The organism is Streptomyces sp. NPDC085866, from assembly GCF_044541035.1.
Classification (GTDB): domain Bacteria; phylum Actinomycetota; class Actinomycetes; order Streptomycetales; family Streptomycetaceae; genus Streptomyces.
Genome location: NZ_JBITSQ010000007.1, coordinates 39471 through 63430, shown reverse-complemented (window position 1 = coordinate 63430; position 23960 = coordinate 39471). Strand labels below are relative to the sequence as shown.

Below are 23960 nucleotides of genomic sequence, written 5' to 3'. Positions count from 1 at the left end.
TGGACTCCCGCGCTGACGGACTGGCTCATGGCGACGTGGGTTTGCGCGCGAGGATCTGGATCCCGGTGGACTCGTGACCGTTCATGGTGGACACCGTGATGGTCCGGGTGTCGATGGGCTGGAATCCGGCAAGCAGGGTGGAGAACCACTCGCGGGGATGGTGGCGGCAGACCGCACCGTCACCGGTCTCGAACACGCCGTAGCCGGCGTAGCGATCAGCGTGGCGGCTGTAGCGGTTGCGGTTGCGTTCGTCGTCCTGCAGCAGAAGGTCGCTGACGTAGAGGATCCCGCCGGGCTTGAGGACGCGGTTCAACTCGGCGATCAACCGGTGTTGGGCTTCATCGCCGGGGATACAGGTCAGCACGGCGAAGAGCAGAACGACGTCGAAGCCTGCGTCCGGGTAGGGCGAGGCCGGTGGTGCATCCAGGGCGGCAAAACGCAGGGCGGGGTGCAGGCGGCGTGCCCGGTCGATCATTCCTGGTGAGGCGTCGACGCCCGTGAGGTTGCCGAAGCCGCCGAGTTCGAGCTCCTTCATGATGCGGCCGTATCCGCATCCGTAGTCGAGGATCGCGGCGTTTCTGCTGATCCCGTCGAGCCAGGGCAGATGCAGAGGGTGAGTGAACGTCTTCGTGGCCGCTGCGGCATCCCAGTAGGGAACCTGGCTGTCGAGGTCGGACATGGGACATGCCTCCCGGGGTGCTCGGCTGAAGCAGACCATGCTGCCACGGCGGCGGGGCGCCTCGCCGCCGCGTCTGTCGTGCGCAGTGGAGCAAAGCTGTTGGCCGGTGATCACCGGGCCGGGACACTCCGCGTAATCCTCGCCTCCCCGACCGAGTGTTCTTACGCGAAAGAGCGTTGAAGGTTGTCTCGTGGCCGCCGGTCCGCGACTCTCGCCCAGCCCCCTGGCCGCAGTCACGAGATCGCCTCTAAGTTGACGCTGTGACAGAAGTGACGAAGGATCTGCAGGATGTCGAGCCGGTGGTCGACGGTCCGAGTCTGTGGCGGCAGCGGGACTTCATGCTGCTGTGGAGCGGCCAGTCGGTGAGCGAGATGGGTTCGGCGGTCACCCAGGTCGCTCTGCCGCTGCTCGCGGTCGTCGCGCTGAAGGCGAGCACGTTCCAGGTCGGACTGCTGACCGCCGCCACCACGGCAGCGTTCGCGCTGATCGCGCTGCCCGCGGGCGTGCTCGTGGACCGCGGCTCCAAACGTTCCATCATGATCGCCTGCAACATCCTCCGCCTTCTGATCATCGGCTCGGTACCGCTCGCGGCCGCCCTCGGCACCGTGACGATGGCGCAGCTCTACGTCGTCGCTGTCGCAGCCGGCGTGTGCACGGTGTTCTTCGACGTCTCGTACCAGAGCTATGTGCCGTCGCTGATCCGCGCCGATCTCCAGCTGGACGCCAACGGCAAGCTGGGGACCACCCAGGCGTTCGCGCAGCTCGGGGGGCCCGGCCTGGGCGGCGGACTGGTCGCCGCGTTCGGCGCCGCGGGGGCGATGACGGCCGACGCGATCTCCTACGCGGTCTCGGTCTTCTCGATATCCGCGATCAGGACGCGCGAGGAGCCGCCGCCCGCGCGGCGCGAGGGCGAGACGCTGCGGAGCCGGATCGCCGAGGGATTGAGATTCGTCGTCGGGCACAAGATATTGCGGAGGGTCGTGGCGTGCACGGGCACCGCGAATCTGTTCTCCGGCATGACTTCGGCGCTGGCGATGGTCTTCCTCGTCCGGGTGCTGCATGTGCGTCCCGCGCTGACCGGCCTGATCATGGCGGGCTCGGCCGTCGGCGGGATCGCCGGGGGAGTGTTCGCCGGCCGGCTCGCCAAGAAGATCGGCTCGGGGCGGATCATCTGGGTGTCGATGCTGGTGTTCAGCGCGCCGCAGGTCATCGCGGCGGCTGCCTGGCGAGGCTGGGGGGTGCTGCTGTTTGCGCTGGGCTGGGGCATCGCGGACTTCTCCGCGATGGTGTACAACGTCGCGCAGCTCAGCTACCGGCAATCGGTGACGCCACCGGAGCTGATGGGTCGGATGAACGCGGCCGTACGCTGGGTCGTGTGGGGCACGCTGCCGCTCGGCGGCATCCTCGGCGGGGTACTTGGCACGTTGATCGGGGTACGGCCCGCACTCTGGCTGGCCCTCGTCGGTGCGTGGGCGGCCGGCTGGTTCGTGTTCTTCTCCCCGCTCCGCCACATGCGCGATGTTCCCGCCCCCAGCGTTACGCATCGAGGCTGAGCGCCGCGGCCGGGGATATTCCGAACAGTGGACCAACTGGCCGACCGGGCGCGCGGCTGCTCGGGCAGGAGTCCGCTCTGCGCGTAGCAGCGGACGGTCATGGCCGTCTGCCCGCCGGAAGGCCATGAGCTGGGAGGACATTCCATGCGGATCACCGTGCTGACCGTGCCGGACTGCCCCCATGCGCCGCTGGTCGCCGAACGGCTCAACCAGGCGCTCGACGGCCGCGACGCGGAGGTGGAACGGATCGAGGTCGACGATCAGGAGCAGGCTTCGCGCCTGGGGATGACCGGATCACCGACTGTGCTGGTCGACGGGGTGGACCCCTTCGCCGTGCCGGGTACTACCGCGTCTCTGTCCTGCCGCCTCTACCGCAGGCCGGACGGCCACGTCGAAGGGGCTCCGAGCCTGGCTGAACTGCGTCGTGCCCTCGGCGGCGCGGCTGCCGTAGACGACTGTGACTGCGCTGTCGTAGACGACTGCGACTGCCCGGCGGTCGACGTGCCTGGCCGTGGCCGCCGGGGACGTCTCGCCCCGACGGCCATAGACCGTGAGCCCCGAACCGAACTCCCCGACCCCTGTCCCGGCGACGCCTCCCCAGCGCCCCGCTCCTGCTGATCGACACGGTGTGCCTGCGGATCGGCTCCGTCCTGCCCGCCGTCGGCGGCGAGACCGACGCCCGCCTTGCGCCGCGCTCCCATGACGCCCTGAGCCCCGGAACGGACGGCCCCCGCCTCCGGCGTGAGCGTCGACCCACCGGCCGCGGGCCTCTCGCGTGGCGGCTCACTGAGCGGCCGACCGGCTCTTGATCACGGGAGTCGATGGGAATGCGCTGGTCAGAGCCTTCTCGCCGCTGCGAAGATCGTTTCCCGGGAGGAGTTCGATCGCTTCCAGCCGCCCAGGTGGGCCGCCGCGGACGTGCCTGCGCCGCTGGATCGCGAGAGGAGCCATCGCTGGCCCTCCCGGGGAGTGCCGGAGGCGAGCCGGATGTCCCAGCAGCCGCCTTGCCGGGTGAGAGAGACCGCGGACAGGGGTGGCACAGCGAGATGCCAGAAGGCCCTTGCCGGTGCGGCCAGAGCATGAATGAGCGCGGCCCGGATCACGGCTGCTTCGGTGATGGCCACTGTGTGGCCGGTCTCGGGCGCCACGGTGCTCAGCCAGTCCGCCGTCCGGCGGCAGAGCTGGCGTACGGACTCCCCACCGTGTGGCGCGGCATCCGGGTCCGTGAGCCAGGAGGTGAACCCGTCGGGCTCGGCTGCGGCAATGTCGTCGACGGTGCGACCGCACCACCTGCCGAGGTCGAGATCGCGCAGCGCAGGCTCGGAGACTGCGACCAGGCCGAGGGCGTCAGCGATCTGCGAGCAACGGATCGAGGGCGCCCGGACGGCCAGCCGGTGGGGCGGGAGAGCTGGTCCCGCTGCGGCTGCCATGCGCAGGCTGCGCTCACTCAGGGGAGTGTCGCCGAGGAGTGGATCCCGGGTGGCGTCACCACCGGGCACGCACAGAAACGTCAGGTGGATCGTCATATGACCGACCTCCTTCTGGCCCGGCACGACTCCGATGGTGTGAGACCAGGCGACGGTTGCTTGATCAGTTGGGTGACAGCCCTGCCGGCAGAGCGAACAGGGCAGTGAAGCGGCCCCGAGCCACCTCCGTCACCCAGCCCCTAGGGGCACCCACCGGTGACTCGGGACCGACGGGGCCTTCGGCATGACCAGGGCTGCCGGAGCGCTGCCAGATCGACACCGTTCAGCCGCCCTTCCGAAGGCGAGCACGAGGCGGAGCAGCCGGCCCGGCAGCGGATGACACTGCCGACCCCACGGCCTGCCTCGTGTGCTCCAGCGTCGGCGAAAGCCCCCCAGCTGCACCATCCGTCAGGTGTCCGGAAGCACCCCGCCGACCGGCTGACGCGGCCCCGCCACCCGGCCGAACCCGGCATCGGTCACCCGTGGCATGTCGCTCGACGTGGTCTCGAAGATCGTCCGGACGATGTTCCGGCGCGGGGACCCCGTCTTCTGTACGCGCTGCGCAGCCCCCCGTCGCACCGGCGCGCTGGCCCGACGCATCGGGGACGGATCCTTCTCGGGTGACTCAAGAGCACAGCCGTCGTCGTCACGCCCCGCCGCCAGGGACTTCCGTGTGGGCAGGAGCGTTCACCCGTTCCACTCGACGGGAAGTTCGAGGCAGAGCTCATAGCCGCCTTGGGCCGTGGGGCCGGATGTGACGGTGCCGCCGAGGAGCTCGGCTCGTTGGGCCAGGCCGACCAGGCCGTGGTGGGCGCTCGGCAGGGCGAACGCGCGTCGGGTGGGGGCGGTGTTGGTGACGGTGGTGTGGAGGGCGCCGTCCCTGTGGCGGACACGGACGGTTGCCGTCGCGCCGGGGGCGTGTTTGCGGACGTTGGTCAATGCTTCCTGGACGGTGCGGTAGACGGCGCGCTGCACCGGGGGCGGAAGCTCCTCGGGAAGGTCGGTTTCCAGCTTCGCTTCGATGCCGCTGGCGTCGACCAGGCGCTGCAGATCGGCGAGGGAGGGCTGGGGGGTGAGCTCCGTGGGACGGCTGCCGGAGGCCCTCAGGACACTGACCATGTGCCGCAGCTCGTCCAGGGTCTGCACGCTGAGACGGCGGATCGTGGCAGCGGCCTCTCTCGTTTCGGCGTCCTGGCTGCCCACCTGGAGCGCTCCGGCCTGTACGGCGATGAGGCTGACCTGGTGGGAGACCACGTCGTGCATCTCCCTGGCGAGCTGGGCGCGTTCTTTCGCCAGAACGCTCTGGGCGGTCAGCAGCCGTTCCTGCTCGCGGGCCTCGGAGATGTCGGTGAGCCGCAGGGAGAGTTCGCGTCGGGCCTGGACGAGTTGGCCGAGGAAGACGGGAGCCGCGGCGGTGGCCAGTGTGTAGCTGAGGTGGAACAGGTTGTTCGTCTGGCCCAGCTCCGCGGCGTCCATGGACGACCACGGCCAGGGCAGGAAGTCGATGACCGCGTACGTCAGCGCACAGCCGGCCAGCAGGAGACGGCGGCGGCTGAGCGAGGACAGTGAGTACAGCGCGGCCATGGGGGCGACCACCGCGTCGGTGACCAGGGCGGTGGGGAGCGCGAGGACGAAGGTCGTCAAGGGCAGGCGGCGACGCAGAGCGAGGGCGAGAGCGCCGACCAGCGCGCAGGCAGTTGCCGGTGGATCCCCGACACCGACGTTGACCCATGTGTCGGCCAGCGCGAACCCGACGAGGGCGATGTCGAGCAGCAGATCCGGCGGCCGTCGGGGCCTCACCGAGCGCCCCCGTCCCGCTCTGCGGTGAGCAGGCCCGCGCGCTCGGCGATCAGGACCGCCTGGACGCGGCTGCTGACCTCCAGTTTGCCGAGCACGTTGGTGACATGGCCTTTGACCGTGCCGGTGCTCAGATGCAACCTCTCGCCGATGTCGGTGTTGGCCAGTCCTTCGGCCATGAGGACGAGCACGGCACGCTCGCGCTCGGTCAGCCGGCCGGCGAGGCGGACGGCGGCGGGCTCGCGCCCGCCGTGGTCGAGGTAGCCGTCCACGATCCTGCGGGTGACCTGGGACGACAGGACGGTCCCGCCCTCCGCCAGCGTGCGCACAAGGCGGGGCAGCTCCTCGGGGTCGGTGTCCTTGAGCAGGAATCCGGCGGCGCCCGAGCGCAGCGCCGTCGCCACGTACTCGTCGGCGTCGAACGTGGTGAGCATGGCGACCACCGGAGCCTGCGGCATGCGGCCCAGCTCGGCCAGAATGGTGAGCCCGTCCACGTCCGGCATCCGGATGTCGAGCAGAACGACGTCGGGCTGCAGCTCCCGCACCGTGCGGACGGCCTCGCCACCGGGTACCGCCGCGACGACCTCGATGTCGTTCGTGGTGTTGAGAATGTGGGTGAAACCCGTACGGATCAAGGCTTCGTCATCGACCACCAGTACCCGGATCACCTGCGCTCCGCTCGTCGCATGTCCCCGTTCGATGCGTACCCCCGCGGGTGGCCACCTCCAGCGACCGGCACGGAATACCCGCCGGTTGGCGGCATGGTCCCAGCCGGTCGGACGGGGGCGCCCAGGCCGACCGGCCGGGTGGTTTCGGCCGGGCGACGGGGTGGCTTCGGAAGGCCGCCGGGGTGGTTCGGGCGGCTCACCGGGAACCCATCAGGCATGGCGCCGAAAGCACTCTCGGCCGAGCCGGCGGACGTGGCACCGCCGCTGGGGCTCGACCGATTCCGAGTCCTCGCCGACAGGCCCTCGACGGGGCGGCTGATCGGTATCGACCTGGCTCGGGGACTCGCGGTCTTCGGCATGTACTCCGTGCACGTCGGGCCCGATGTGGCGGTCGGCGGCCCGGTGGGATTCCTGCTGGAGACAGCGCGTGGCCGTTCCTCCGCCCTCTTCGCGCTGCTCGCCGGTTTCTCGCTCGTCATCATCACGGGCCGCCCGCACCCCCGAACCGGGCATGCGGGCCGTCAGGCAGTGGCCAGGATCGTGATCCGCGCCGTCGTCCTGCTGGCGCTCGGCTACGCGCTGGCGGCCCTGGACACCGACGTCGACGTGATCCTCAACGTCTACGGGCTGCTCTTCCTGACCGTGCTCCCGCTGCACCGACTGCGGGCAGGGACGCTCGCCCTCATCGCTGCCGCGAGTGCGCTGGTCCTTCCCCAGGTGCTGTACGTGATCAGAACGTCCATCGAGGCCGGGAACTGGGCGGACACTGTCACCGCCCATGACCCCTTGGCCCGGATCACCGGCACGGACGGCATCATCGAACTCCTGTTCACGGGCGCGTATCCGGCGCTCACCTGGATCCCGTTCCTGGTCGCGGGCATGGCAGCAGCCCGGCTGGACCTCACTCGCCCGGGCATCAGATGCCGGCTCGCACTCGTGGGCGGGGCACTGGCTCTGCTGGGTTACGGCGGCTCCTGGCTCGCCCTGCGCCTGGTCCCCGGTGCCCTGTCCGCCGTCGCCTCCGCCACGGACGGCGGCTCGGCAGCGTCCGCCTGGTGGTCCGACACCGTCGGCGAGCCCGAGGGGCACACCCCGCTCGCCTGGCTGCTGGTGGCCGCACCGCACAGCCAGACGACCTTCTCCATCGTCGGCAACACCGGAGTCGCCCTCGCCGTGGTCGCCGCGTGCCTGACCGTCGCCGAACGGATGCCGCGCCTCACACGCCTGGCCGCACCCGTTGCCGCGGTCGGCATGACTGCGCTGACCATGTATGTGCTGCACATCGTCGCGCTGTGGTTCTTCAGCGACGTCTGGTACGTGCCGGCGGTCGACGGGGACACCCTGTCCGCCCTGCCCGTGCTGCTGGCCTTCATCGCTGGCGCCATGCTCCTGGCGACTGTGTGGACCCGGCTGTTTCGGCGCGGTCCCCTGGAACAGCTTCTCCACAGCGCCACGCAGTTGGCACAAACCGTCAAGTAGAGATGTGGGAGTGGAGAGCGGCGGCTCGGCGGAGGGCATCCCGGCATGCCTGGATGGCGGGATGTCGGGTTCGGCCGCGGCGTACGACGGTGAAGACGCGGCGTGCGCGCTGGCCGCGGGGAAGGTGCCGGAGCGGGACGGTCGGAGGTCGGCCGCTCCAGACCAGATCGGGGAGGAAGGCCGCGGCGTGGTGCTGCTCGACGAGGCGGACGTGGAGCAGGAGGTCGGTGGTCTCGAACCGTACGTCGGGTTCGAAGCCGGCGCTGCGGCACAGGGACATGGCCCAGTGCCGCGCGGCTGTGCCTTCGGGTTCCATCACCCAGGGGTGGTCCGCCAGTGGGCGCAGCGCCGCCATCGGGCCGTCGGTCTCCGTGCTGTCGGCCGGCTTCGGCAGGGCGAGGTGCAGGGTGTCGTCGAGCAGGTCTTCCTGTTGGAGTTCGGCCGGCCGCGCGTTGGGGTTGCCGGGGTATTCCTCGGCGATGATCAGGTCGAAGTCGCGGGCCTGCAGGGCGGGCAGGGCCTTTTCCGGCTCCATGTGGGTGACGTGGACGCGTAGGTGGGGGTGGAGCTCGCGCAGCAGGCCGAGTGCGGTCGGGACCAGAGTGAGTGCCGCGGTCTGGAACGAGGCGATGCGCAGGGTGCCGTTCAGATCGGTCAGGGAGGCGGCGATGTCGGCCTCCGCTCGCTCGAGGCGCTGGAGCAGCGCTTCGGTGTGGGCGACGAGGATCTCGGCCTGCTCGGTCAGCCGTACCCGCCGCCCGACCGGTTCCAGCAGCGGCACGCCGACTTCGGCCTCCAGCTGCGAGAGCTGCTGGGAGACGGAGGAGGGGGCGTAGGAGAGGGCCTGGGCGACGGCCGCCAGGGTGCCGCGGTGCTTGAGTTCGCGCAGCAGGCGCAGCCGGTGCAGGTCGAACATGAGCAGCCGCTCTCCTCGCCGTCGCGGGCCCGACGGCTGAATGGTCGGTTTCTTCGACGAGTATAGGTCGAAAACATTCGCTGGACCGATCGTAGGAGGGCGTCGGACCCTGGTCGTGTGTGTGAGAACGATCCCCCCTCCCGTACGTTGCCGTGGTCTGCTCGGCTCGGTGCCCGCGCCTGGCGGTGTGCACCCGCGCCCGCCGAGGTCCGCGGCTTCCACTTCTCCCTGCCCGACTACGCGCCCACCCGGTTGTCCGAAGTTCCTTCGCTGGCCGCGGAGTTGGAAGTCGGTCGTGTCTTCGTCAAGGACGAGTCGTCCCGTCTGGGGCTGCCCGCGTTCAAAGCGCTGGGCGCGTCCTGGGCGATCCACCGCGCCCTTGCCGAGCGGGCCGCGAACGGAAGGGACCCGGGCCCGGTCACCCTGGTGACCGCCACCGACGGCAATCACGGCCGCGCCGTGGCCCGTATGGCACACCGTCTCGGGCAGCACGCGCACGTTTTCGTACCGCAGGGTGTGCATCCGCAGGCTGTGGCGGCCATCGTCGCCGAGCAGGCGAAGGTCACCGAGGTCCCGGGGCCGTACGACGAGGCCGTACGCCTGGCGGCCGAGGAGGCTGCCGCGCCGGACGCGGTCCTGGTCCAGGACACCGCCTGGCCGGGATATGAGCAGATCCCCGGGTGGATCGTAGAGGGCTACTCCACTCTCTGCGCCGAGATCGACGAGCAGCTGGCCGCCGAAGGGGTCAGGGCGGGCCCCGACCTCGTCTCCATACCGGTGGGTGTGGGGTCTTTGGCCCAGGCTGTGGTCACGCACTACCGCAGCCGCCCGTCCGGGCACGCTTCGGCGCTGCTGTCGGTGGAGCCGGAGTCCGCGGCCTGCGTCCTGGAGAGCCTCACCCTCGGCGTACCCGTCAGCGTGACGACGGGGGACACCACCATGGCCGGGCTGAACTGCGGCACTCCGTCCAGCATCGCCTGGCCCTACCTGCACGGTGGGCTGGACGCGGCTGTCGCCGTCGCCGACGCCGACAGCGCCCGCGCGGCCGGTGATCTCGCGGCTCTCGGCATCTCCTCGGGTCCCTGCGGGGCCGCGTCGCTCGCCGGTCTGCGTGCGGCGCTCACCGGCGTGGACGCCGAGCAACGCCGAACGGCACTGGGGCTCGGGCCGTCCTCGGTGGTCGTACTGCTGAGCACCGAGGGCACTGCTGCCAACCCGCACTCCAGCGCCGGTCACTGAGCCCGCAACACCTGCAAGACCCCCGGGTCCACCGCGCGCTCGGGCGGACCGCAGGCGTCACGCTGATCGGCTTCGGCCTCGCGGTTGCCACCGCTCCCGGCCGACCCGTGCCTGCCCGCACACGGCTGCCGTGCCGTCGCCCCACCCCACTGAAACCGACAACCTCCGGGAGCCAGGTCATGATGAACCCCGCCCCCCACACGATCACCGTCAACGCAGACCGGCTGTGGCGGTCCCTGATGGACCTCGCCGAGATCGGCGCCTATGACGACGAGCGCACCGGCCTGCGCGGCGTCAACCGCTTGGCCCTCACCGATGCGGACACGGCCGGCCGCCGCCAGGTCATCGCCTGGATGGAACAGGCCGGACTGGCCGTCCGTGTCGACCGGATGGGCAACATCTACGGCCGCCGCGAGGGCACCGATCCCACCGCGGCCCCGGTCCTGACGGGCTCGCACATCGACAGCGTCGCCACCGCCGGCGCCTTCGACGGCTGCCTCGGCGTCCTGGGCGGCATCGAGGTCGTCCGCACCCTGAACGAACGTGGCATCACCACCCGCCGCCCGATCGAGGTAGGCGTCTTCACCGAGGAGGAAGGCGTCCGCTTCGGCACCGACATGCTCGGCAGCGCGGTCGCCGCCGGCCGCCTCACCCTGGAGTACGCCCATGCCCTGACCGACCGGGACGGCCGTACCCTCGGCGGAGAACTCGCCCGCACCGGCTTCGACGGTCCCACCGACGTACGACTCGCCCCGCCGCACGCCTACGTCGAGTGCCACATCGAACAGGGCCCCGTCCTCGCCGAGAACGATGTCGAGATCGGCGTCGTCACCGGCGTGCAGGGCATCTCCTGGCAGGAGATCACCATCCACGGCCGCGCCGCCCACGCCGGCACCACCCCCACCCACCTGCGCGCCGACGCCGGCCTGGCCGCAGCCCAGATCATCGTCCACCTGCGGTCCCTGGTCGACTCCGGTTCCTACGGCGACCTGCGGGCCACGGTCGGCCACCTGGTCGTCCACCCCGACCTGACCAACATCGTCCCGGCCCGCGCCGAACTGACCGTAGACCTGCGCAACCCCGACGACGCCCAGATGGCCCGGGCCGAGGAGGCCCTGGCCGCATTCCTGTGCGACCTCGAGAACAGCCGGCCGGGCCTGTCGCTGACCACCCGGCGGACGGCCACGACCGCCTACGTCCCGTTCGACGAAGGCGTGCAGAAGCTCATCGCGCAGGCTGCCGACGACCACGGCCTGGAGCACATCTCCCTGCTCTCCGGCGCCGGCCACGACGCCCAGGAGATCGCGGCGCTCTGCCCCACGGCCATGATCTTCGTACGCGGAGAGTACGACGGCATCAGCCACAACCCCCGCGAGTACTCCACCCCCGAGGCGTGCGCCCACGGCGTCGACGTCCTGGCGACCACCCTCCTGCGCCTGGCCGGCCTGGAGTGACCGCCGACGGCGTCCCACAGCAGCGACCGTTCGGCAGAAACCCCCACCTACGTGCGGTGCTCACCACCCCGCCCTGGACCCGGGGCGTGGGCAGAACTCCGGAAGGCCTTCATGCTCCCCGAGACCTCCTAGACCCCCGCGGCTCCCGAACCCCTCGACCCGGACCCCGGCAGCCTGCTGGCCCGGCTGGTCTCCATCGACTCCGTCAACCCGGACCTCGTTCCCGGCGGGACCGGTGAGACCGCCATCGCCGACTTCTGCAGCGAGTGGCTCGCTGCTCGCGCCTTCGACGTCCATCGCCTGGAGAAGCACCCGGGCCGCCCCTCGCTCGTCGCCGCCGCCCGCGGCCCCCTGCGCGGCGATGTCGTCCTCGCCTGTGTCGTGGACCGCCTCACCGACATCCTCACCGCCACCGTCGCCGACTTCTGCTCCTGAGGCTCTCGGCCGGACCTTGCAGGAGCTGTACCCCTCGACGTCGACGCCGAGCAGGAGATCGAGAGCGCCGTGGTCCTGTCGTCGAGCTCCTGTCACCGCGGGAATGGCCGTCCGCGTACGGCTGTTGTGTCTCCCGACCGGCAGTTGATCAAGGAGGGGCAGGCCGTGGCGCACGACGATGGCAGGGTGCACGGGACCGTGGCGGCGGGGTTCGAGGGCGTGCGGCAGGAGTTCGCCGCGGTGCTCGGCGAGATGTGCGACGCGCCCGAGGCGCAGCTCGTGGTGCACGTAGACGGCCGCCGGGTGGCCGACCTGTGGGCCGGTCCCGGTACGACGGCGGACACGCTGACCGGCCTCTACTCCATCACCAAGGGTGCCGCCCACCTCGTGGTCGCGCTTCTGGTCCAGGAAGGCGTCCTCGACCTCGACCGTGAAGTGGCCGCGTACTGGCCGGAGTTCGGGGCGAAGGGCAAGGAACGGCTCACCTTGCGCGAGCTGCTCGCACACCGTTCCGGCGTCGTCGGCGTCGATGGTGGTTTCACCCCCGGCGAGTTGGCCGACGATCGACTGATGGCCGCGCGACTCGCCGGCCAACGGCCCTTCTGGGAGCCGGGAACGGCGTACGGCTACCACGCCTTCGTGATCGGCGCCCTGACCGGCGAGGTGGTGCGGCGGGTGACCGGCCGCTCGATTCAGGAGATCTACGCGAAGCGGATCCGGGCGCCGTACGGGCTCGACTTCCACCTGGGCCTGCCGGAGGCGCTCGAACCGCGCTATGCCGAGGTGCTGCCGCTGCTGCCGACGAGGGAGGAGGCCGAGCAACTCGCGGCCAACGCCGCGGCCCCGGACAGCGTCACGGGCATCGCGTTCAACCAGAACGCGACCCCGCCGACCGACCTGGTGGCCTTCGCGAACACCCGAGCCGTGCGGGCGCTCGGGCCCACCTCATCCGGCGGGGTCGGCACCGCACGGGGCGTGGCGGGGATGTACGCCGCGGCAATCACCGAGGTGGACGGCCGGGTGCCGCTGCTGAAGCCGGAGACCATCACCGAGTTCGCCCGGGTCCACTATCGCGGAACCGATCTGGTCACCGGGAACGAGGACGTCTTCGGCCTGGGCTTCGAGGAATTGAGCAGCCGCTATCGCGTCCTGGGCCCGGACGCGTTCGGACACAGCGGGGCGACAGGCTCACTCGCCCTCGCCGACCCGGCCAGCGGTGTGGCCTACGCGTACACGCGCCGCCGCTTCGGCATGCCGTCAGGATTCGGTGCGGGCCTGGAGAACCATCGCTTGGTCGAGGCCGCGGTACGGGCGGCCGATGGGCACTAAAGCCTGTTCGAGAAGTCCGTGAGCGAGCATTTTCGCTGTATGGGTGGGGTGTTGAGGGCTGGGGCGTCCCTGGCGGCTTGCGCTGCGAAAACGGGTTACTCCGGACTCACTTGGTCCAGTACGGCGCGAGCGCTCCCTGGCGGAACGGCGCCGGGCTCACGCTGAGTTCGCCGGCGAAGGGGCGGTCGAGGACGAAGACCAGGAGCAGACTGAACCCGATGAGAGCGGCGACGGAGGCGACGAAGAGGATCTGGATCCGCAGCTTTCGCATGCCGTACAGGAAGGTGAGCGGGATCAGGACGACGGCGCCGCCGAAGGCCAGGATCTGCAGCAGCGGGGGGAGTTGCTGTTCGGCCATGGTCAGCCGGGCCCGGCGCTGGGAGGCGACGTCGTTGACGTGGTCCACGGCCTGCTCGTAGAAGACCTCTTCGCGAGTGGCTTTCGGTTCGTACGTCTGCAGCACGTCGTAGACGGACTGGAGCTTGCCGGCGGTGGCCCCGTAGCTCGGGTGTCCCGCGCGCATCCGAGGCCACTGCTGCTCCACGACCGCGTGAACGTAGTCGCCGAGCGCGGCGTCGAGGCGGGCGCGGACCGGGGTCGGGAAAGCAGCGGCATCGCGGGCGATGAGCGAGACATCGGTGGCCTCGGTGGCGACGATGGTCTCCGTACTCTCCAGCTGCGTCCAGAGGGTGACGATGACGAAGGCCAGGATGATCCCGTAGATCGCGCCGAACATCCCGAGTGTCACTCCGACCATGTCGTTGTGCTCGCCCTTGGCCAGCGACGGGTATCTGCGGCGGAGCAGCACACTGCCGGCGACGGCAAGGACGACGGTCCCGCCGACGGTGACCACGGCCAGGGTGAAGGTGCTGAAATGATTGAGCAGCCAGAGCAACATGTGCGGGGAGTCTAGGGACATGACGCTCCCCGGCGTCGCGCCCGACGGTCGGGCCTACGGGCGTGAACACGGCCCGGGAACGGCGCCTCTGCGCTCTGCGAAGCCCACGGTCCGCTTCGCGGTGGGCGTCCGGCGTCCCCAGGAGTCCACACGATCGAGCGTAAGGGGATCGTCCTGCCAACTCACCGGGTAGCCGGACCCGGGCTACTGCACTCCGTATTGTTCACCTCATCGATCCACAGGTCTGAGACCCGTCGGCCTGTCAGCCGTGCTCGACGGTGATCGTCACTTCGCTGCCTGGGGCTGCCAGGACCCAAGCCTTGCCCGTGGTCCTGCGTAGGATCACCGCATTGCCGTGGGTGGCGATGCGCCATGGGCCGGGGGGCAGGGACAGTTCTGTAAGCCGCGAGCCTTGGCGCGCCGCGGTGTAGGTCAGCCGGTATACGGCATCGGCGGGGCTGTACGAGGCGGAGCGGATCGTGCCTGCCACTGCCTCCGCGTACGGTTCGGCGGTCAGCTCCTTGTTGGTGCGGAAGGCGCCGGCGTCGTCGACGGCGCAGTACCCGCCGCCGTAGCACCAGACATAGCCCGCCCAGCCGGAACCGTAGCGGCGGAGCGAGTCCATCGCGTCGTGGTAGAAGCGCTTCATGTTCGGCAGGGAGCTGTTGAGTGGACCCCATTCCCCGACCACGATCGGGACCTTGTACTGCTTGGGGTACTCGGTGACGGCCTGCTCGTAGGCCGCGATCCACCCGGCGCCGGGATCGTAGTCGGCGCCCGCCTCCATGGCGGCGTTGTAGAAGTGCGGCGCGTACACCACCTTGGGATCGTCGATGCGGCCGAGGCCGGTCGGTACGCCCTCGCCCACGATCGGGGTGGGTTCGACGAAGACCCAGGAGTCCGGATCGACCGAACGGACCGAGTCGGCCAGGCGGTTGTACATGGGGGTGAGCTGATCGTGCTCGATCCGGCGGGCGGCCGTCGGCAGGTCTTCCCCCTGGCGCAGCTCGCCCATGGGTTCGTTGATGAGGTCGTAGCCGAGGAGCGCCGGGTGGTGGGCGAAGCGTTCCGCGAGGACCTGCCACGCCCGGGCCTGGGCGCGTTGGAGGTCCTGGTCCTGGTAGAGGTGGGTGAAGGCGCGCTGGACGGCGGGCTCGAAGTACTCGGCGAACCAGTCGTCCGGGTGGGCGGTGAAGGGAAGTCCGTCGGTCCTGGTCGCCCACTCGGGAATGCCGCGGTGGCCGAAAGCGGGGCCGAAGACGTCCTGGTGGGCGTCGATCACGACCTTCATGTCATGTCGGGCCGCCCAGTCCAGGATGCGTTCGATCTTCCGCAGGTACGTCTCGCTGTAGTGGCCGCGCCGCGGTTCCAGGTCGTCCCAGAAGACCAGCAGTCGGGCGAAGTCGAAGCCCTTGGCGCGCATGTCGCGGAAGTGGTTTTCGGTGATGGCCGTCAGGGCTTTTTCGCCCCGGTTCGTCTTGTCCTCGACGTTCCAGCCGCGCAGGGTGAGGACACGTCCCTGCCGGTCGGTGAGTGCGGGTATGCCAACCGTGGCCTGTCGGGGGTGGGCGCTTGTGGGGGCGAGCAGTGCGGCGACAACTGCGCTCACTGTCAGAGTCGTTCGCAGCACCACGGGGAACCTCCGGCCGTCGAGTTCGGGGTGCCGCGCATCCCATCAGTAGCCGTGGCCCGTTTCAAGTGGTCGTACAAGCCGTTTCTCGCCTCTGCAGCCACCTGGGGGGCCGAGTCGCCGGCTGAAGGTCGGCTGCGGTAGAGCGCCCCGAATGGCTTCGCGCAGTGCCTCGTCGAGACCGGTCGAGGCCCGCTCCTCGCGGACGGCGAACCGCACGGCGCCCGCACCGGTGCTCGGCTCCCGGACCCCCACCACGACCCGGCCGACGAGAGGCTGATCGACCCCAACAGCAGCCCCGCGATTGCGCAGCCGCGACCTGTGCGTCCGGCCCCGGACCGGGCGGCCTTCGGCCGGATTGCGCGATGCTGCGGCGCGGTGATGCTGGAGGCATGCGGCCGAACCAGTTCCTCCGGTGCGCCTCTGAAGGACCCTGCCATGCCTGACCCTCCGCACATCGTGAGCGATGTGATGACCCGTCCCGCGGTGGCCGTCGGGCGCGATGCGCGGTTCAAGGAGATCGTGCGGGTCATGGAGCAGCGGCAGGTCAGTGCCGTGCCGGTCGTCGCAGGCCAGGGGCGTGTGGTCGGTGTCGTGTCGGAGGCCGACCTGCTGCCCAAGGAGGAGTTCCGGGATGACGGTCCCACCCGGAGTGATCGGACCCGTCACCGGTCAGCACTGGCCAAGGCCGAGGCGCTGACCGCTGAGGAGCTCATGAGCGCGCCCGCGGTCACGGTCCGCCCCGACGTCACCTTGGCCCAGGCGGCCCGGATCATGGCGAAGGAGCACGTCAAGCGGCTTCCCGTGGTCGATGACGAGGACAGGCTCTCCGGCGTCGTCAGCCGAGGCGACCTGTTGAAGGTCTTCCTGCGGTCGGACGAGGACATCGAGGAGGAAGTCCGCCGCACCGTGGTGTCGTACCTGTTCCCCGCAGTGGGTCACGCCATCCACGTGTCCGTGCGGGACGGGGTCGTCACGCTCCGCGGGCGCGTCCCCGACACCTCGCTCAACTGGGTCGCCGAGCGCCTCGTCCGTGCCCTGGAGGGCGTGGTGGGCGTCGAGGCACGGCTCGTCGGCGAAGGGTTCCGCCAGGACAGACCAGAGATCACCGGTAAGTAGCGGCAGGTGCGCCGCGCCCCGTGTCTACTCGTCGGCCGGAGTGATGCGACGGCCCGTGAGGCTCGTGGGGCGGATCGACACCCACATCTCGCGCTCACCGCCGGCCCATGGCGTGGTGTGGGCGCGTTGGGCGAGCCCGCGCACGACCTCCGGCTCGGTCACGACGCTCGCAGGGCCGACGGCGAGCACGCTCCAGCCCTGGCTCAGAGCCTCGTCCACGTGGTCGACCTCGAAGGCGACCTCCGTTCCCACGGCCGCTGCGGCCACGGAGTCGGGCGCCGTACGGAAGACGATGGCTTCATCGACGACGTCGTAGTTGACCGGGACGACCGCCGGGTGGCCGTCGGACGTCGACACCGCGACGCGCCCGATGCCGTGCGTGGAGAGCAGGGCGCGGCATTCATCGGGGCTGAGGTCCCGCAGTTGAGGGTGCAGGAGTGCGTGGCCTTGGCCTGGCGGGAGATCCACGCCGCCGCCGAGCAGCGCCGTGGCCGAAGTGCCCAGCGCGTCGGCCAGCCTGATGAGAGCCGGCATCGTGGGATCGGCGGGCTGTTCCTCCAGATATGACAGGTAGCTGGGCGACATGCGCGCGCGGCGGGCCGCTTCCTCCAGGCTGAGACCCTGTCTGCGGCGTTCGGTGCCCACGCGCCGGCCGATGTCGCCGGGGTTGGGTGTCCCGGCCGGAGCGGCGACCGTGGACACGGGCTCCGCCCCGGTCGTGCCCGGCGGTGCCTCGTGCGTGGTCCCGGGCTGTTCGTGCTCGAGATGGCGGATGTGCGCGTCGGGCCCGGGGAAGACGAGCGTCACCTCGCCCGTGTCCGACCAGTGCACGTCGTACGGAGGGGTTCCGTCCGAGTGGTGGAGGCCGACGATCTCGCCGTCGCGCCTGGCGCCGCCGGTCGTCGGACTTTCGATGACGAGTTGGTCACCGAGGTGAGCTCGCATGATCGCCGCCCTCTGCTCAGAATGGTGCTGTATTCCAACCTGCCACGCGGAAGGCACCGCCGCACGGGACGAGACCCCGTATCCGCGAGGCGGGCTGCCCGTATCAGGGAGGCGACATGCACCACCGAACGGTCGAGGAGCTCATGACCCGGGACGTCGTCCGGGCACGGCGTGACACGCCGTTCAAGGAGCTCGTCAGGCTGCTGGCGGACAACGACGTCACCGCAGTGCCCGTGGTGGACGACCTGGAGCGCCCCATCGGTGTGGTGTCCGAGGCCGACCTGCTCCGCAAGAGCGCTGACCAGGTCGATCCGTCAGGCAGGGTTCCGGTCCCGAAGCTGGAAGCCTCGGAGCGGGCCAAGGCCGAGGGGTCCCGCGCCGAGGAACTGATGTCGGCTCCCGCGGTGTGCGCACGTCCGGAGTGGAGCGTGGTCGAGGCCGCGCGGCTCATGGAGGCGCAGCACGTCAAGCGGCTGCCCGTGGTGGACGAGGCGGACCGGCTCCTGGGCATCGTCAGCCGTGGCGATCTGCTGCGAATCTTCCTGCGCCGTGACGACGCCATCCGCGAGGAGATCACTCAGGAGTTGCTGCGGCGCACGATGGGGCTCGATCCCTCGGAGGTGACGGTCGAGGTCCACGACGGGCGTGTCGACCTCGGCGGTTCAGTGGAGTTCCGGAGCCTGATCCCGGTCATCGAGCAGCTGTGCCGCGGTGTCGACGGCGTTGTCTCGGTCGCCGGCCACATCGCGTACCGGACGGACGATGCCGGGCGTTTCCCCACTACTTCCTGAGTCCGCAGGGTCTCAGACGAGCCGTCCAGCGGGGTCACGGGTGCTCAGCCGGGGCGCACCCATGGCTTGGATGTCGCGTCCGGCGACTTCCAGCAGCTGGTGGGCGAGGTCGACCATGGCCCTGCCCGCCGCCAGCTCGTCGCCGATCTCCGGCACGTTCGTGTCCGCCGGATGACGGTGCGCGGTTCCGTTGCCGGTGAGCGCCGTGGTACCGGTGTCCAGCACCACATGCGCCTTGGTCGTTCCGTCGTCGTCTTCGAAGAGATGGAGGCGAACCTTCCACTCAGTCGTGTGCGACATTGCCTTCCTCCTCACTCCGGTCTGTCGGTCAGCGGCGGAAGCGCCCGGACCACTGCGGTTCCACCAGGTCCCACTCGGCCTCCCACCGCGCGTACCTTCGCCGGTCCAGCGCCAGGCGCATGGCTGCCCGTGCGGCGCGCACACCAAGGGCCACACCGAGCGCCGCCATACCGGCCACGAACCAGCCGTTCGCCTGTGCGCCGGCCACGTTCATCGGCGGACTGGTGACGGTCCCGTCCCGGTCCACCCACACCCGCACGATCGCGCCTTCGGGTGTGCCCGGTTCCACGAGGGCGGTTCCCGTCCGCACGATGCCGTTCCGCTGGGTCCAGCGGATCGGCGCCTGTCGTTTGGACACTCGGCTGTCGCCCAGCACGTCGGACGTCAGCCGGGCGGTGACCTCGTGTCGCTCCACGGCCTGGGCATGCACGGTGCGCATGGATGACTCGTACGCCGTATGCCCCGCGCCGAGCGCGGCGACCGGCAGTCCGAGGACGAGGACGAGCATCAGCAGGCGGTGGAACCAGGATTCACACCTGTCGGACGTACGCCTGAGCGGGTTCGCCTCGTATGGCACGTCCCCCTTGCGCGGCCGGGGCGGACCGGATGCGGACGGCGAAGCGTGTGCGCTCATGATGCGGCCTCCAGCACGTTGCTGGTCCGGTTCCCCCGCCTCGTCCACCATCGGACGGCGGCCGGCTTCGGTCACAGGGCCGAAAGTCCCTGCCGACCGGCGTCCGGCCCCAAGAGGGCGGTGGTCGGCACGGGCGTCTCAGCCGGTGGCCGTCATCTGTGGGGTACGACCGCAGCGGGACACAGCGCGTGATGCAGGAGCGCCCAGAAGCATGTCGGCGAGATCTCCGAGCCCGCCGGAATCATCACCGCCCTGATTCCTCTTGTGCGGAATTCCACGCCTCCACAGGTCCACATGCGTCTCGGAGGGGATCGGGGTGATCCTCGAATGAGAGAAGCACCGCGATCGGCATCCAGGTGGTGTCCGGGCCGGTCACCGGATCGGACGTCCACCCGTCATTTCCAGCTTCTTACGAGACGGAGGCCGCCGCCATGCAACAAGCCGTCACCGTGGGCCTCGACGGTTCACCCGAGAGCCTCGCCGCTGCCCGCTGGGCCGCGGACGAGGCCGAGAAGCGCAGGCTCACCCTGCGCCTGCTGCACGCGTGGCCGCTGCTGGCGCCCGAACCGGCCCGCGTCCCCGCGGAAGTCGATCAGAACTACTGGGCGAAGCGTCTCGTCCACACGGCGCGAGCGGAGCTCCAGGCGCGCCACCCAGGGCTGTCCATCGTCGGGAACCTGGTTGCCGACGACGCTCAGAACGCCCTGCTCCAAGCCGCGTCGGAGTCGGAGATGGCGGTGCTGGGCTCGCGTGGTCTGGAGCCCTTCGAGAGCTACTTCCTGGGTGACATCAGCATGCCCGTCGTGGCACGGGCGGAGCGGCCGGTGGTGCTGGTCCGCGCCGAACCCCGGGAGCAAGGACCGCCTCCGGCGCCCGCGAGCCGTGTGGTCGTGGCCCTGAAACTGCACGGATCCTCCGACGCCCTGCTCGACTTCGCCTTCCACACCGCCGCGGCCAGGGGCGTTCCTCTCCTGGCCGTCCACGGCCGCAGCGTGCCGCTCCATGCGCGGGTTCCCTGGGGCGTGGACCACGAGGTCACCGAGGAGATCACCCGGGATGCGTACAGGCAGCTGAGCGAGGCGCTCCACCTGTGGCGGGAGAAGTACCCGCGGGTGGACGTGGCCGACAGCGTCCGTCTGGCAAGCCCGGCCAAGGCAGTCGTACAGGCTGCCGAGGGCGCCGTGCTGCTGGTCGTGGGCCGTCGCCGGCACCGTCATGGTCTCGCGCCCCACCTGGGTCCCGTGGCGCAGGCGGCCGTTCATCACGGGCGCTGCCCCGTCGCCGTCGTCCCTCATGACTGAGCCCGGCCCCAGCGGGACATCGGCGCGGCCGGTGCCTCGGGCCATCGATGCGTCCGCGCTCCGGTCCGGCGCCGGGCACGCTGGTGAGCCGCTGCCACGCGCTGAGGTGTTCGAGACTCACACCGCGATCGTGTTCTTCGCCTGCGACCGCGCCTACAAGGTCAAGAAGCCGGTCGATCTGGAGTTCTTGGACTACACCACGTTGGCGGCCCGCCGGGCCGCGTGCGAGCGCGAAGTCGCTCTCAACCGCCGCTTCGCCCCCGACGTCTACCTGGGTCTGGGCGAGTTCCGCAGCCCGGACGCGGAGGGGCCCGAACCCCTGGTGGTGATGCGCCGCATGCCGGCGGACCGCCGCCTCTCCCACCTGGTACGTGAGGGAGCCGCAGTCGACGACGTCCTCCGCGCGGTCGCCCGGCATCTCGCCGCCTGGCACGCGGAGGCGCCCCGTGGCCGCGAAGTGAACGAGCAGGGCACGCGGGATGCGCTCTCGTCCCGCTGGGAGGCCGGTTTCGCGCAGGTCCGCGCACTGGCTGCCGAGGGTTTCGTCCTGGACCAGGTGACCGAGGTTGAGCGGCTGGTCCGCCGTTACCTCGCCGGCCGCAAGCGGCTCTTCGACTCCCGAATTGAGCAGGGGCGAGTGGTCGACGGCCACGGCGACCTCCTCGCCGAGGACATCTTCTGCCTCGACGACGGCCCACGCGTGCTGGACTGCCTGGAGTTCGACGACCGTCTCCGCTACGTCGACGGCCTGGACGACGCCGCCTTCCTCGCCATGGACCTGGAACAGCTCGGCGCCCCGGAGGCAGCCGCGTACTTCCTCGCCCAGTACGGCGAGTACTCCGGCGATCCCGCGCCCTCTTCCCTGAGGCACCACTACGTCGCCTACCGGGCGTTCGTCCGCGCCAAGGTCTCCCTGATCCAGGCCCGGCAGGGCGCGCCCGGCGCGGCGGCGGCGTCGCGGCGGCTGGCCTCGACGGCACTGCGCCACCTGCGCACCTCTGCCGTGTCGCTCACCCTCGTCGGCGGGCTGCCCGGCAGTGGGAAGTCCACCCTCTCCGGAGCGCTGGCCGACCGGCTGGGGGTCACCCTGCTCAGCAGCGACCGCCTCCGCAAGGAGCTGGCCGGCATCCCCGCGGAGCAGTCCGCTGCCGCCGACTACGGCGAGGGCCTCTACACGCCGGAGTGGACGGCAAAGACCTACGCCGCCCTCCTGGATCGCGCAGCCGCGCTGATGTCCTCCGGCGAGTCCGTCGTCCTGGACGCCACCTGGTCCGATGCGGGACAACGCGAGGCGGCCCTGCGCGTGGCGGAACGCACCAGTGCCGACCTGGTGGCCCTGCACTGCCAGGCGCCGGGTGACGTGTCTACCGCCCGCCTGACCACGCGCGCCGTCGGCCCGTCCGATGCAGGCCCCGACGTCGCCGCCGCCATGGCGGCAAGAGAACCACCCTGGCCCGAGGCCGTCGCGGTCGACACCGGCGGCCCCCTGGAGTCCGCGGTCGCCCGGGCACTCACAGCCGTACGCCCATGGGGCGCCGGCCAGGCCCCGGTCTTCCGTCGCCCCTACATGGAGCCGGACTGAGGTGCACGCGTCTGCCACGGCCCGCAACAGACCTCCTGGGCCACCGAACGGGCCCCGGTCACTCACTCCTTCGGTGAGGGTTCACGACGCCGGGCCGGTCCTGTCCCGCGACCTGTCGACCAGGAACCGTGCAGCGTCGGCCAGCGTGGTCAGTTCGGGGTAGTCCTCGTCGTCGATACGGATTCCCGTGCGTTCGCAGAGCACTTCCACCAGGCTGAGAAAGTCGAGCGAATCGAGTTCGAGCACGTCACGGAACTTGTCGTCCGGTCCGACCAGCGTGAAGTCCGCGTCGGGGATGATCCGGGTGATGGACTCCTTGACCACCGACATGGCTTCCGTCTCGTCCAGGGGCTTCATCTGACTCACAACTCCTCCGGCTTCTGCAGCAGTCGGTCGACCGTCGTCAGGTAGCGCGCCCCCACGGCACCGTCCGTGGCCCGGTGGTCCCCGGCCAGGGTCGCGCTCACCACCGGGCGTACACCGAGCATGCCGCCCGTTGCCCAGGGCCGCTCGACGACCGCGCCGAAGCCGACCAGGGCCACCTGGGGCGGATGGATGACACCGAACACGGTCTCCACGCCCTGGTCACCCAGGTTGGTGACGGTCAGGGTGGCGCCGGACATCTCACTGCCGCGCAGCCGGCCCCGGCGAGCGCGCTGGACGAGGTCCTTGAGCCTGGTCATGAGCGCGTCGGGTGACAGCGTGTCGGCACCGTGGACGACCGGCGCGAGCAGTCCGCCCTGCCGGAGCGACACCGCGACCCCCAGGTTGACCGCGGTCCCGGGGACGAACTCGTCGTCCTGCCAGTAGCCGTTGAGCTTCGGCACCTCACGTGCTGCTACGGCTGCGGCCTTCAACAGGAGGGCCGCCGGAACGAGCCGGTCGGTGGGCGGACGGCCGCGATTGAACCGGTGCAGCCAGTCCTCGGCCGCCGTGAGGTCGATCGTGGTGGACAGGTAGTAGTGCGGGATCTCCCGCTTGGAGCGGCTCATGAGGTCGGCGATGACACGGCGCATGGTGTCCGTACGGTGTGCCGCTCCGCCGTCGGTCGGCACAGCCCCGCGCCCAGGCTGCTCGGCGTCCCGTCCGTGCGTGGTCTCCCGCTCCGGCTCGTGCCGTCGTGCACGCATGTTCGTGTGTACGTCCGCCGCGCGCACGGCTCCGCCGTCCCCGGTGCCCCGGACCGTGGTCAGGTCGATGCCGAGATCCCGGGCGAGCCGCCGGGCGTACGGGGTGGCTCGCACTCTTGGCAGTGGGGTGGGTGACGCGCGCTCGACGTCGGTACGGGTGACCCGTCCGCCCCGTCCGGTGCCGTGCACGGCGGTCAGGTCGATGCCCCGCTGCAACGCGAGGTGCCGTACCAGGGGTCCCGCCCCGATGGCCGACGTGGTCTCGGCAGGCAGCTTCGCAGGCAGGTGTTCGGGGCCGGCCGAAGTGCCCACGGGCTGCCTGGCAGGCTTGTCCCTGGATCCCGTGCCCACCGGCGCGCCCGCCCGCACGCCGGGCGCGCCCCCGCCCTCGATCACCGCGAGCGGTGCCCCGACCGGTACCCGAGTCCCCGGCTCGACGAGCAGTCGCCCCACGGTCCCGGACTCGAAGCACTCGACCTCAATGGCTGCCTTGTCGGTTTCCACTACGGCGACGACGTCGCCCTTGTGCACCCGGTCCCCGGGACCCACGAGCCATTCCTGCAAGAGGCCCTCGTCCATGTCCGCGCCGAGCGAGGGCATGGTGAACTCGGCCAT

Annotated in this window: 22 protein-coding genes; 10 read left to right on the top strand and 12 right to left on the bottom strand. The window is 70.6% G+C overall.

What is annotated here, in order from left to right:
* Nucleotides 1-25 precede the first annotated feature (25 nt).
* A complete protein-coding gene (locus ACIF83_RS18780; protein WP_399728110.1) occupies nt 26-679 on the bottom strand; it encodes a class I SAM-dependent methyltransferase in 654 nt (217 codons plus the stop codon).
* A 260-nt stretch (nt 680-939) separates the two neighbouring features.
* On the opposite strand from ACIF83_RS18780, the gene ACIF83_RS18775 reads away from it, so the two are divergent.
* Both ACIF83_RS18775 and ACIF83_RS18770 read left to right on the top strand, forming a co-directional pair.
* A complete protein-coding gene (locus ACIF83_RS18775) occupies nt 940-2232 on the top strand; it encodes an MFS transporter (protein ID WP_399728107.1) in 1293 nt (430 codons plus the stop codon).
* Between the two features lie 144 nt (nt 2233-2376).
* Nucleotides 2377-2850, top strand: coding sequence for a hypothetical protein (locus ACIF83_RS18770; protein ID WP_399728104.1), 474 nt, complete (start codon nt 2377-2379; stop codon nt 2848-2850).
* 218 nt (nt 2851-3068) lie between these two features.
* Here the strand turns inward: ACIF83_RS18770 and ACIF83_RS18765 are convergent, their stop codons facing one another.
* The 3 genes from ACIF83_RS18765 to ACIF83_RS18755 all read right to left on the bottom strand — a co-directional run bounded on the left by ACIF83_RS18765 (nt 3069) and on the right by ACIF83_RS18755 (nt 6163).
* Complete coding sequence (locus ACIF83_RS18765) at nt 3069-3758, bottom strand: histidine phosphatase family protein (RefSeq protein WP_393479445.1); 690 nt, start codon at nt 3756-3758, stop codon at nt 3069-3071.
* A 627-nt stretch (nt 3759-4385) separates the two neighbouring features.
* Nucleotides 4386-5498: a sensor histidine kinase gene (locus tag ACIF83_RS18760; protein ID WP_393479448.1), complete on the bottom strand. Its 1113-nt coding sequence runs from the start codon at nt 5496-5498 to the stop codon at nt 4386-4388.
* Nucleotides 5495-6163 carry a response regulator gene (locus tag ACIF83_RS18755; RefSeq protein WP_393479449.1) on the bottom strand — a complete coding sequence of 223 codons (669 nt, stop codon included), beginning with the start codon at nt 6161-6163 and terminating at the stop codon, nt 5495-5497. The genes ACIF83_RS18760 and ACIF83_RS18755 overlap by 4 nt, the downstream gene beginning before the upstream one ends.
* A 216-nt stretch (nt 6164-6379) precedes the next feature.
* On the opposite strand from ACIF83_RS18755, the gene ACIF83_RS18750 reads away from it, so the two are divergent.
* Nucleotides 6380-7642, top strand: coding sequence for a DUF418 domain-containing protein (locus tag ACIF83_RS18750; RefSeq protein ID WP_399728100.1), 1263 nt, complete (start codon nt 6380-6382; stop codon nt 7640-7642).
* On the opposite strand, the gene ACIF83_RS18745 is transcribed toward ACIF83_RS18750, so the two are convergent.
* On the bottom strand, nt 7635-8558 hold the full coding sequence (locus tag ACIF83_RS18745; RefSeq protein WP_399728097.1) for a LysR family transcriptional regulator: 924 nt from the start codon (nt 8556-8558) through the stop codon (nt 7635-7637). The genes ACIF83_RS18750 and ACIF83_RS18745 overlap by 8 nt on opposite strands.
* Before the next feature lie 117 nt (nt 8559-8675).
* Here ACIF83_RS18745 and ACIF83_RS18740 point away from each other — a divergent pair, with 117 nt between their 5' ends.
* From ACIF83_RS18740 to ACIF83_RS18730, 3 genes are all read left to right on the top strand, one after another.
* On the top strand, nt 8676-9797 hold the full coding sequence (locus ACIF83_RS18740; protein ID WP_399728094.1) for a diaminopropionate ammonia-lyase: 1122 nt from the start codon (nt 8676-8678) through the stop codon (nt 9795-9797).
* A 179-nt stretch (nt 9798-9976) separates the two neighbouring features.
* Nucleotides 9977-11251, top strand: a complete 1275-nt coding sequence (locus tag ACIF83_RS18735; RefSeq protein WP_399728091.1) for a M20 family metallo-hydrolase — start codon at nt 9977-9979, stop codon at nt 11249-11251.
* Between the two features lie 600 nt (nt 11252-11851).
* Nucleotides 11852-13015 (top strand): serine hydrolase domain-containing protein, encoded by a 1164-nt coding sequence (locus ACIF83_RS18730; protein ID WP_399728088.1) that lies wholly within the window; start codon nt 11852-11854, stop codon nt 13013-13015.
* A gap of 106 nt (nt 13016-13121) precedes the next feature.
* On the opposite strand, the gene ACIF83_RS18725 is transcribed toward ACIF83_RS18730, so the two are convergent.
* Both ACIF83_RS18725 and ACIF83_RS18720 read right to left on the bottom strand, forming a co-directional pair.
* Nucleotides 13122-13913 carry a DUF4239 domain-containing protein gene (locus tag ACIF83_RS18725; protein WP_393479465.1) on the bottom strand — a complete coding sequence of 264 codons (792 nt, stop codon included), beginning with the start codon at nt 13911-13913 and terminating at the stop codon, nt 13122-13124.
* Nucleotides 13914-14175: 262 nt separating this feature from the next.
* Nucleotides 14176-15501: a cellulase family glycosylhydrolase gene (locus ACIF83_RS18720; protein WP_399728794.1), complete on the bottom strand. Its 1326-nt coding sequence runs from the start codon at nt 15499-15501 to the stop codon at nt 14176-14178.
* Between the two features lie 480 nt (nt 15502-15981).
* Between ACIF83_RS18720 and ACIF83_RS18715 the strand changes: the two genes are divergently transcribed.
* The gene (locus tag ACIF83_RS18715) at nt 15982-16662 is read left to right on the top strand and encodes a CBS domain-containing protein (RefSeq protein WP_399728085.1); all 681 of its coding nucleotides are present in this window, start codon (nt 15982-15984) and stop codon (nt 16660-16662) included.
* A 24-nt stretch (nt 16663-16686) separates the two neighbouring features.
* Here the strand turns inward: ACIF83_RS18715 and ACIF83_RS18710 are convergent, their stop codons facing one another.
* Nucleotides 16687-17607, bottom strand: a complete 921-nt coding sequence (locus tag ACIF83_RS18710) for a pyridoxamine 5'-phosphate oxidase family protein (protein ID WP_399728082.1) — start codon at nt 17605-17607, stop codon at nt 16687-16689.
* A gap of 116 nt (nt 17608-17723) precedes the next feature.
* On the opposite strand from ACIF83_RS18710, the gene ACIF83_RS18705 reads away from it, so the two are divergent.
* Nucleotides 17724-18398, top strand: coding sequence for a CBS domain-containing protein (locus ACIF83_RS18705; RefSeq protein ID WP_393479472.1), 675 nt, complete (start codon nt 17724-17726; stop codon nt 18396-18398).
* 12 nt (nt 18399-18410) lie between these two features.
* Here the strand turns inward: ACIF83_RS18705 and ACIF83_RS18700 are convergent, their stop codons facing one another.
* Nucleotides 18411-18698 (bottom strand): DUF1876 domain-containing protein, encoded by a 288-nt coding sequence (locus ACIF83_RS18700; RefSeq protein ID WP_399728078.1) that lies wholly within the window; start codon nt 18696-18698, stop codon nt 18411-18413.
* A gap of 28 nt (nt 18699-18726) precedes the next feature.
* Complete coding sequence (locus ACIF83_RS18695; RefSeq protein ID WP_399728075.1) at nt 18727-19332, bottom strand: hypothetical protein; 606 nt, start codon at nt 19330-19332, stop codon at nt 18727-18729.
* Between the two features lie 431 nt (nt 19333-19763).
* On the opposite strand from ACIF83_RS18695, the gene ACIF83_RS18690 reads away from it, so the two are divergent.
* Both ACIF83_RS18690 and ACIF83_RS18685 read left to right on the top strand, forming a co-directional pair.
* Nucleotides 19764-20633 carry a universal stress protein gene (locus ACIF83_RS18690; RefSeq protein WP_399728072.1) on the top strand — a complete coding sequence of 290 codons (870 nt, stop codon included), beginning with the start codon at nt 19764-19766 and terminating at the stop codon, nt 20631-20633.
* 106 nt (nt 20634-20739) lie between these two features.
* Nucleotides 20740-22215: an AAA family ATPase gene (locus tag ACIF83_RS18685; protein WP_399728069.1), complete on the top strand. Its 1476-nt coding sequence runs from the start codon at nt 20740-20742 to the stop codon at nt 22213-22215.
* Between the two features lie 81 nt (nt 22216-22296).
* Here the strand turns inward: ACIF83_RS18685 and ACIF83_RS18680 are convergent, their stop codons facing one another.
* Both ACIF83_RS18680 and ACIF83_RS18675 read right to left on the bottom strand, forming a co-directional pair.
* Complete coding sequence (locus ACIF83_RS18680; protein ID WP_398141492.1) at nt 22297-22572, bottom strand: acyl carrier protein; 276 nt, start codon at nt 22570-22572, stop codon at nt 22297-22299.
* Nucleotides 22573-22577: 5 nt separating this feature from the next.
* On the bottom strand, nt 22578-23960 hold the full coding sequence (locus tag ACIF83_RS18675; RefSeq protein ID WP_399728066.1) for a dihydrolipoamide acetyltransferase family protein: 1383 nt from the start codon (nt 23958-23960) through the stop codon (nt 22578-22580).

Coding starts and splice junctions, on each gene's coding strand:
- ACIF83_RS18705 (WP_393479472.1), top strand. CDS start 17,724: ATGCACCACCGAACGGTCGAGGAGCTCATGACCCGGGACGTCGTCCGG.
- ACIF83_RS18750 (WP_399728100.1), top strand. CDS start 6,380: ATGGCGCCGAAAGCACTCTCGGCCGAGCCGGCGGACGTGGCACCGCCG.
- ACIF83_RS18690 (WP_399728072.1), top strand. CDS start 19,764: ATGCAACAAGCCGTCACCGTGGGCCTCGACGGTTCACCCGAGAGCCTC.
- ACIF83_RS18725 (WP_393479465.1), bottom strand. CDS start 13,913: ATGTTGCTCTGGCTGCTCAATCATTTCAGCACCTTCACCCTGGCCGTG.
- ACIF83_RS18735 (WP_399728091.1), top strand. CDS start 9,977: ATGATGAACCCCGCCCCCCACACGATCACCGTCAACGCAGACCGGCTG.
- ACIF83_RS18700 (WP_399728078.1), bottom strand. CDS start 18,698: ATGTCGCACACGACTGAGTGGAAGGTTCGCCTCCATCTCTTCGAAGAC.
- ACIF83_RS18715 (WP_399728085.1), top strand. CDS start 15,982: ATGCCTGACCCTCCGCACATCGTGAGCGATGTGATGACCCGTCCCGCG.
- ACIF83_RS18680 (WP_398141492.1), bottom strand. CDS start 22,572: ATGAAGCCCCTGGACGAGACGGAAGCCATGTCGGTGGTCAAGGAGTCC.
- ACIF83_RS18675 (WP_399728066.1), bottom strand. CDS start 23,960: ATGGCCGAGTTCACCATGCCCTCGCTCGGCGCGGACATGGACGAGGGC.
- ACIF83_RS18765 (WP_393479445.1), bottom strand. CDS start 3,758: ATGACGATCCACCTGACGTTTCTGTGCGTGCCCGGTGGTGACGCCACC.
- ACIF83_RS18780 (WP_399728110.1), bottom strand. CDS start 679: ATGTCCGACCTCGACAGCCAGGTTCCCTACTGGGATGCCGCAGCGGCC.
- ACIF83_RS18710 (WP_399728082.1), bottom strand. CDS start 17,607: ATGCGAGCTCACCTCGGTGACCAACTCGTCATCGAAAGTCCGACGACC.
- ACIF83_RS18745 (WP_399728097.1), bottom strand. CDS start 8,558: ATGTTCGACCTGCACCGGCTGCGCCTGCTGCGCGAACTCAAGCACCGC.
- ACIF83_RS18770 (WP_399728104.1), top strand. CDS start 2,377: ATGCGGATCACCGTGCTGACCGTGCCGGACTGCCCCCATGCGCCGCTG.
- ACIF83_RS18695 (WP_399728075.1), bottom strand. CDS start 19,332: ATGAGCGCACACGCTTCGCCGTCCGCATCCGGTCCGCCCCGGCCGCGC.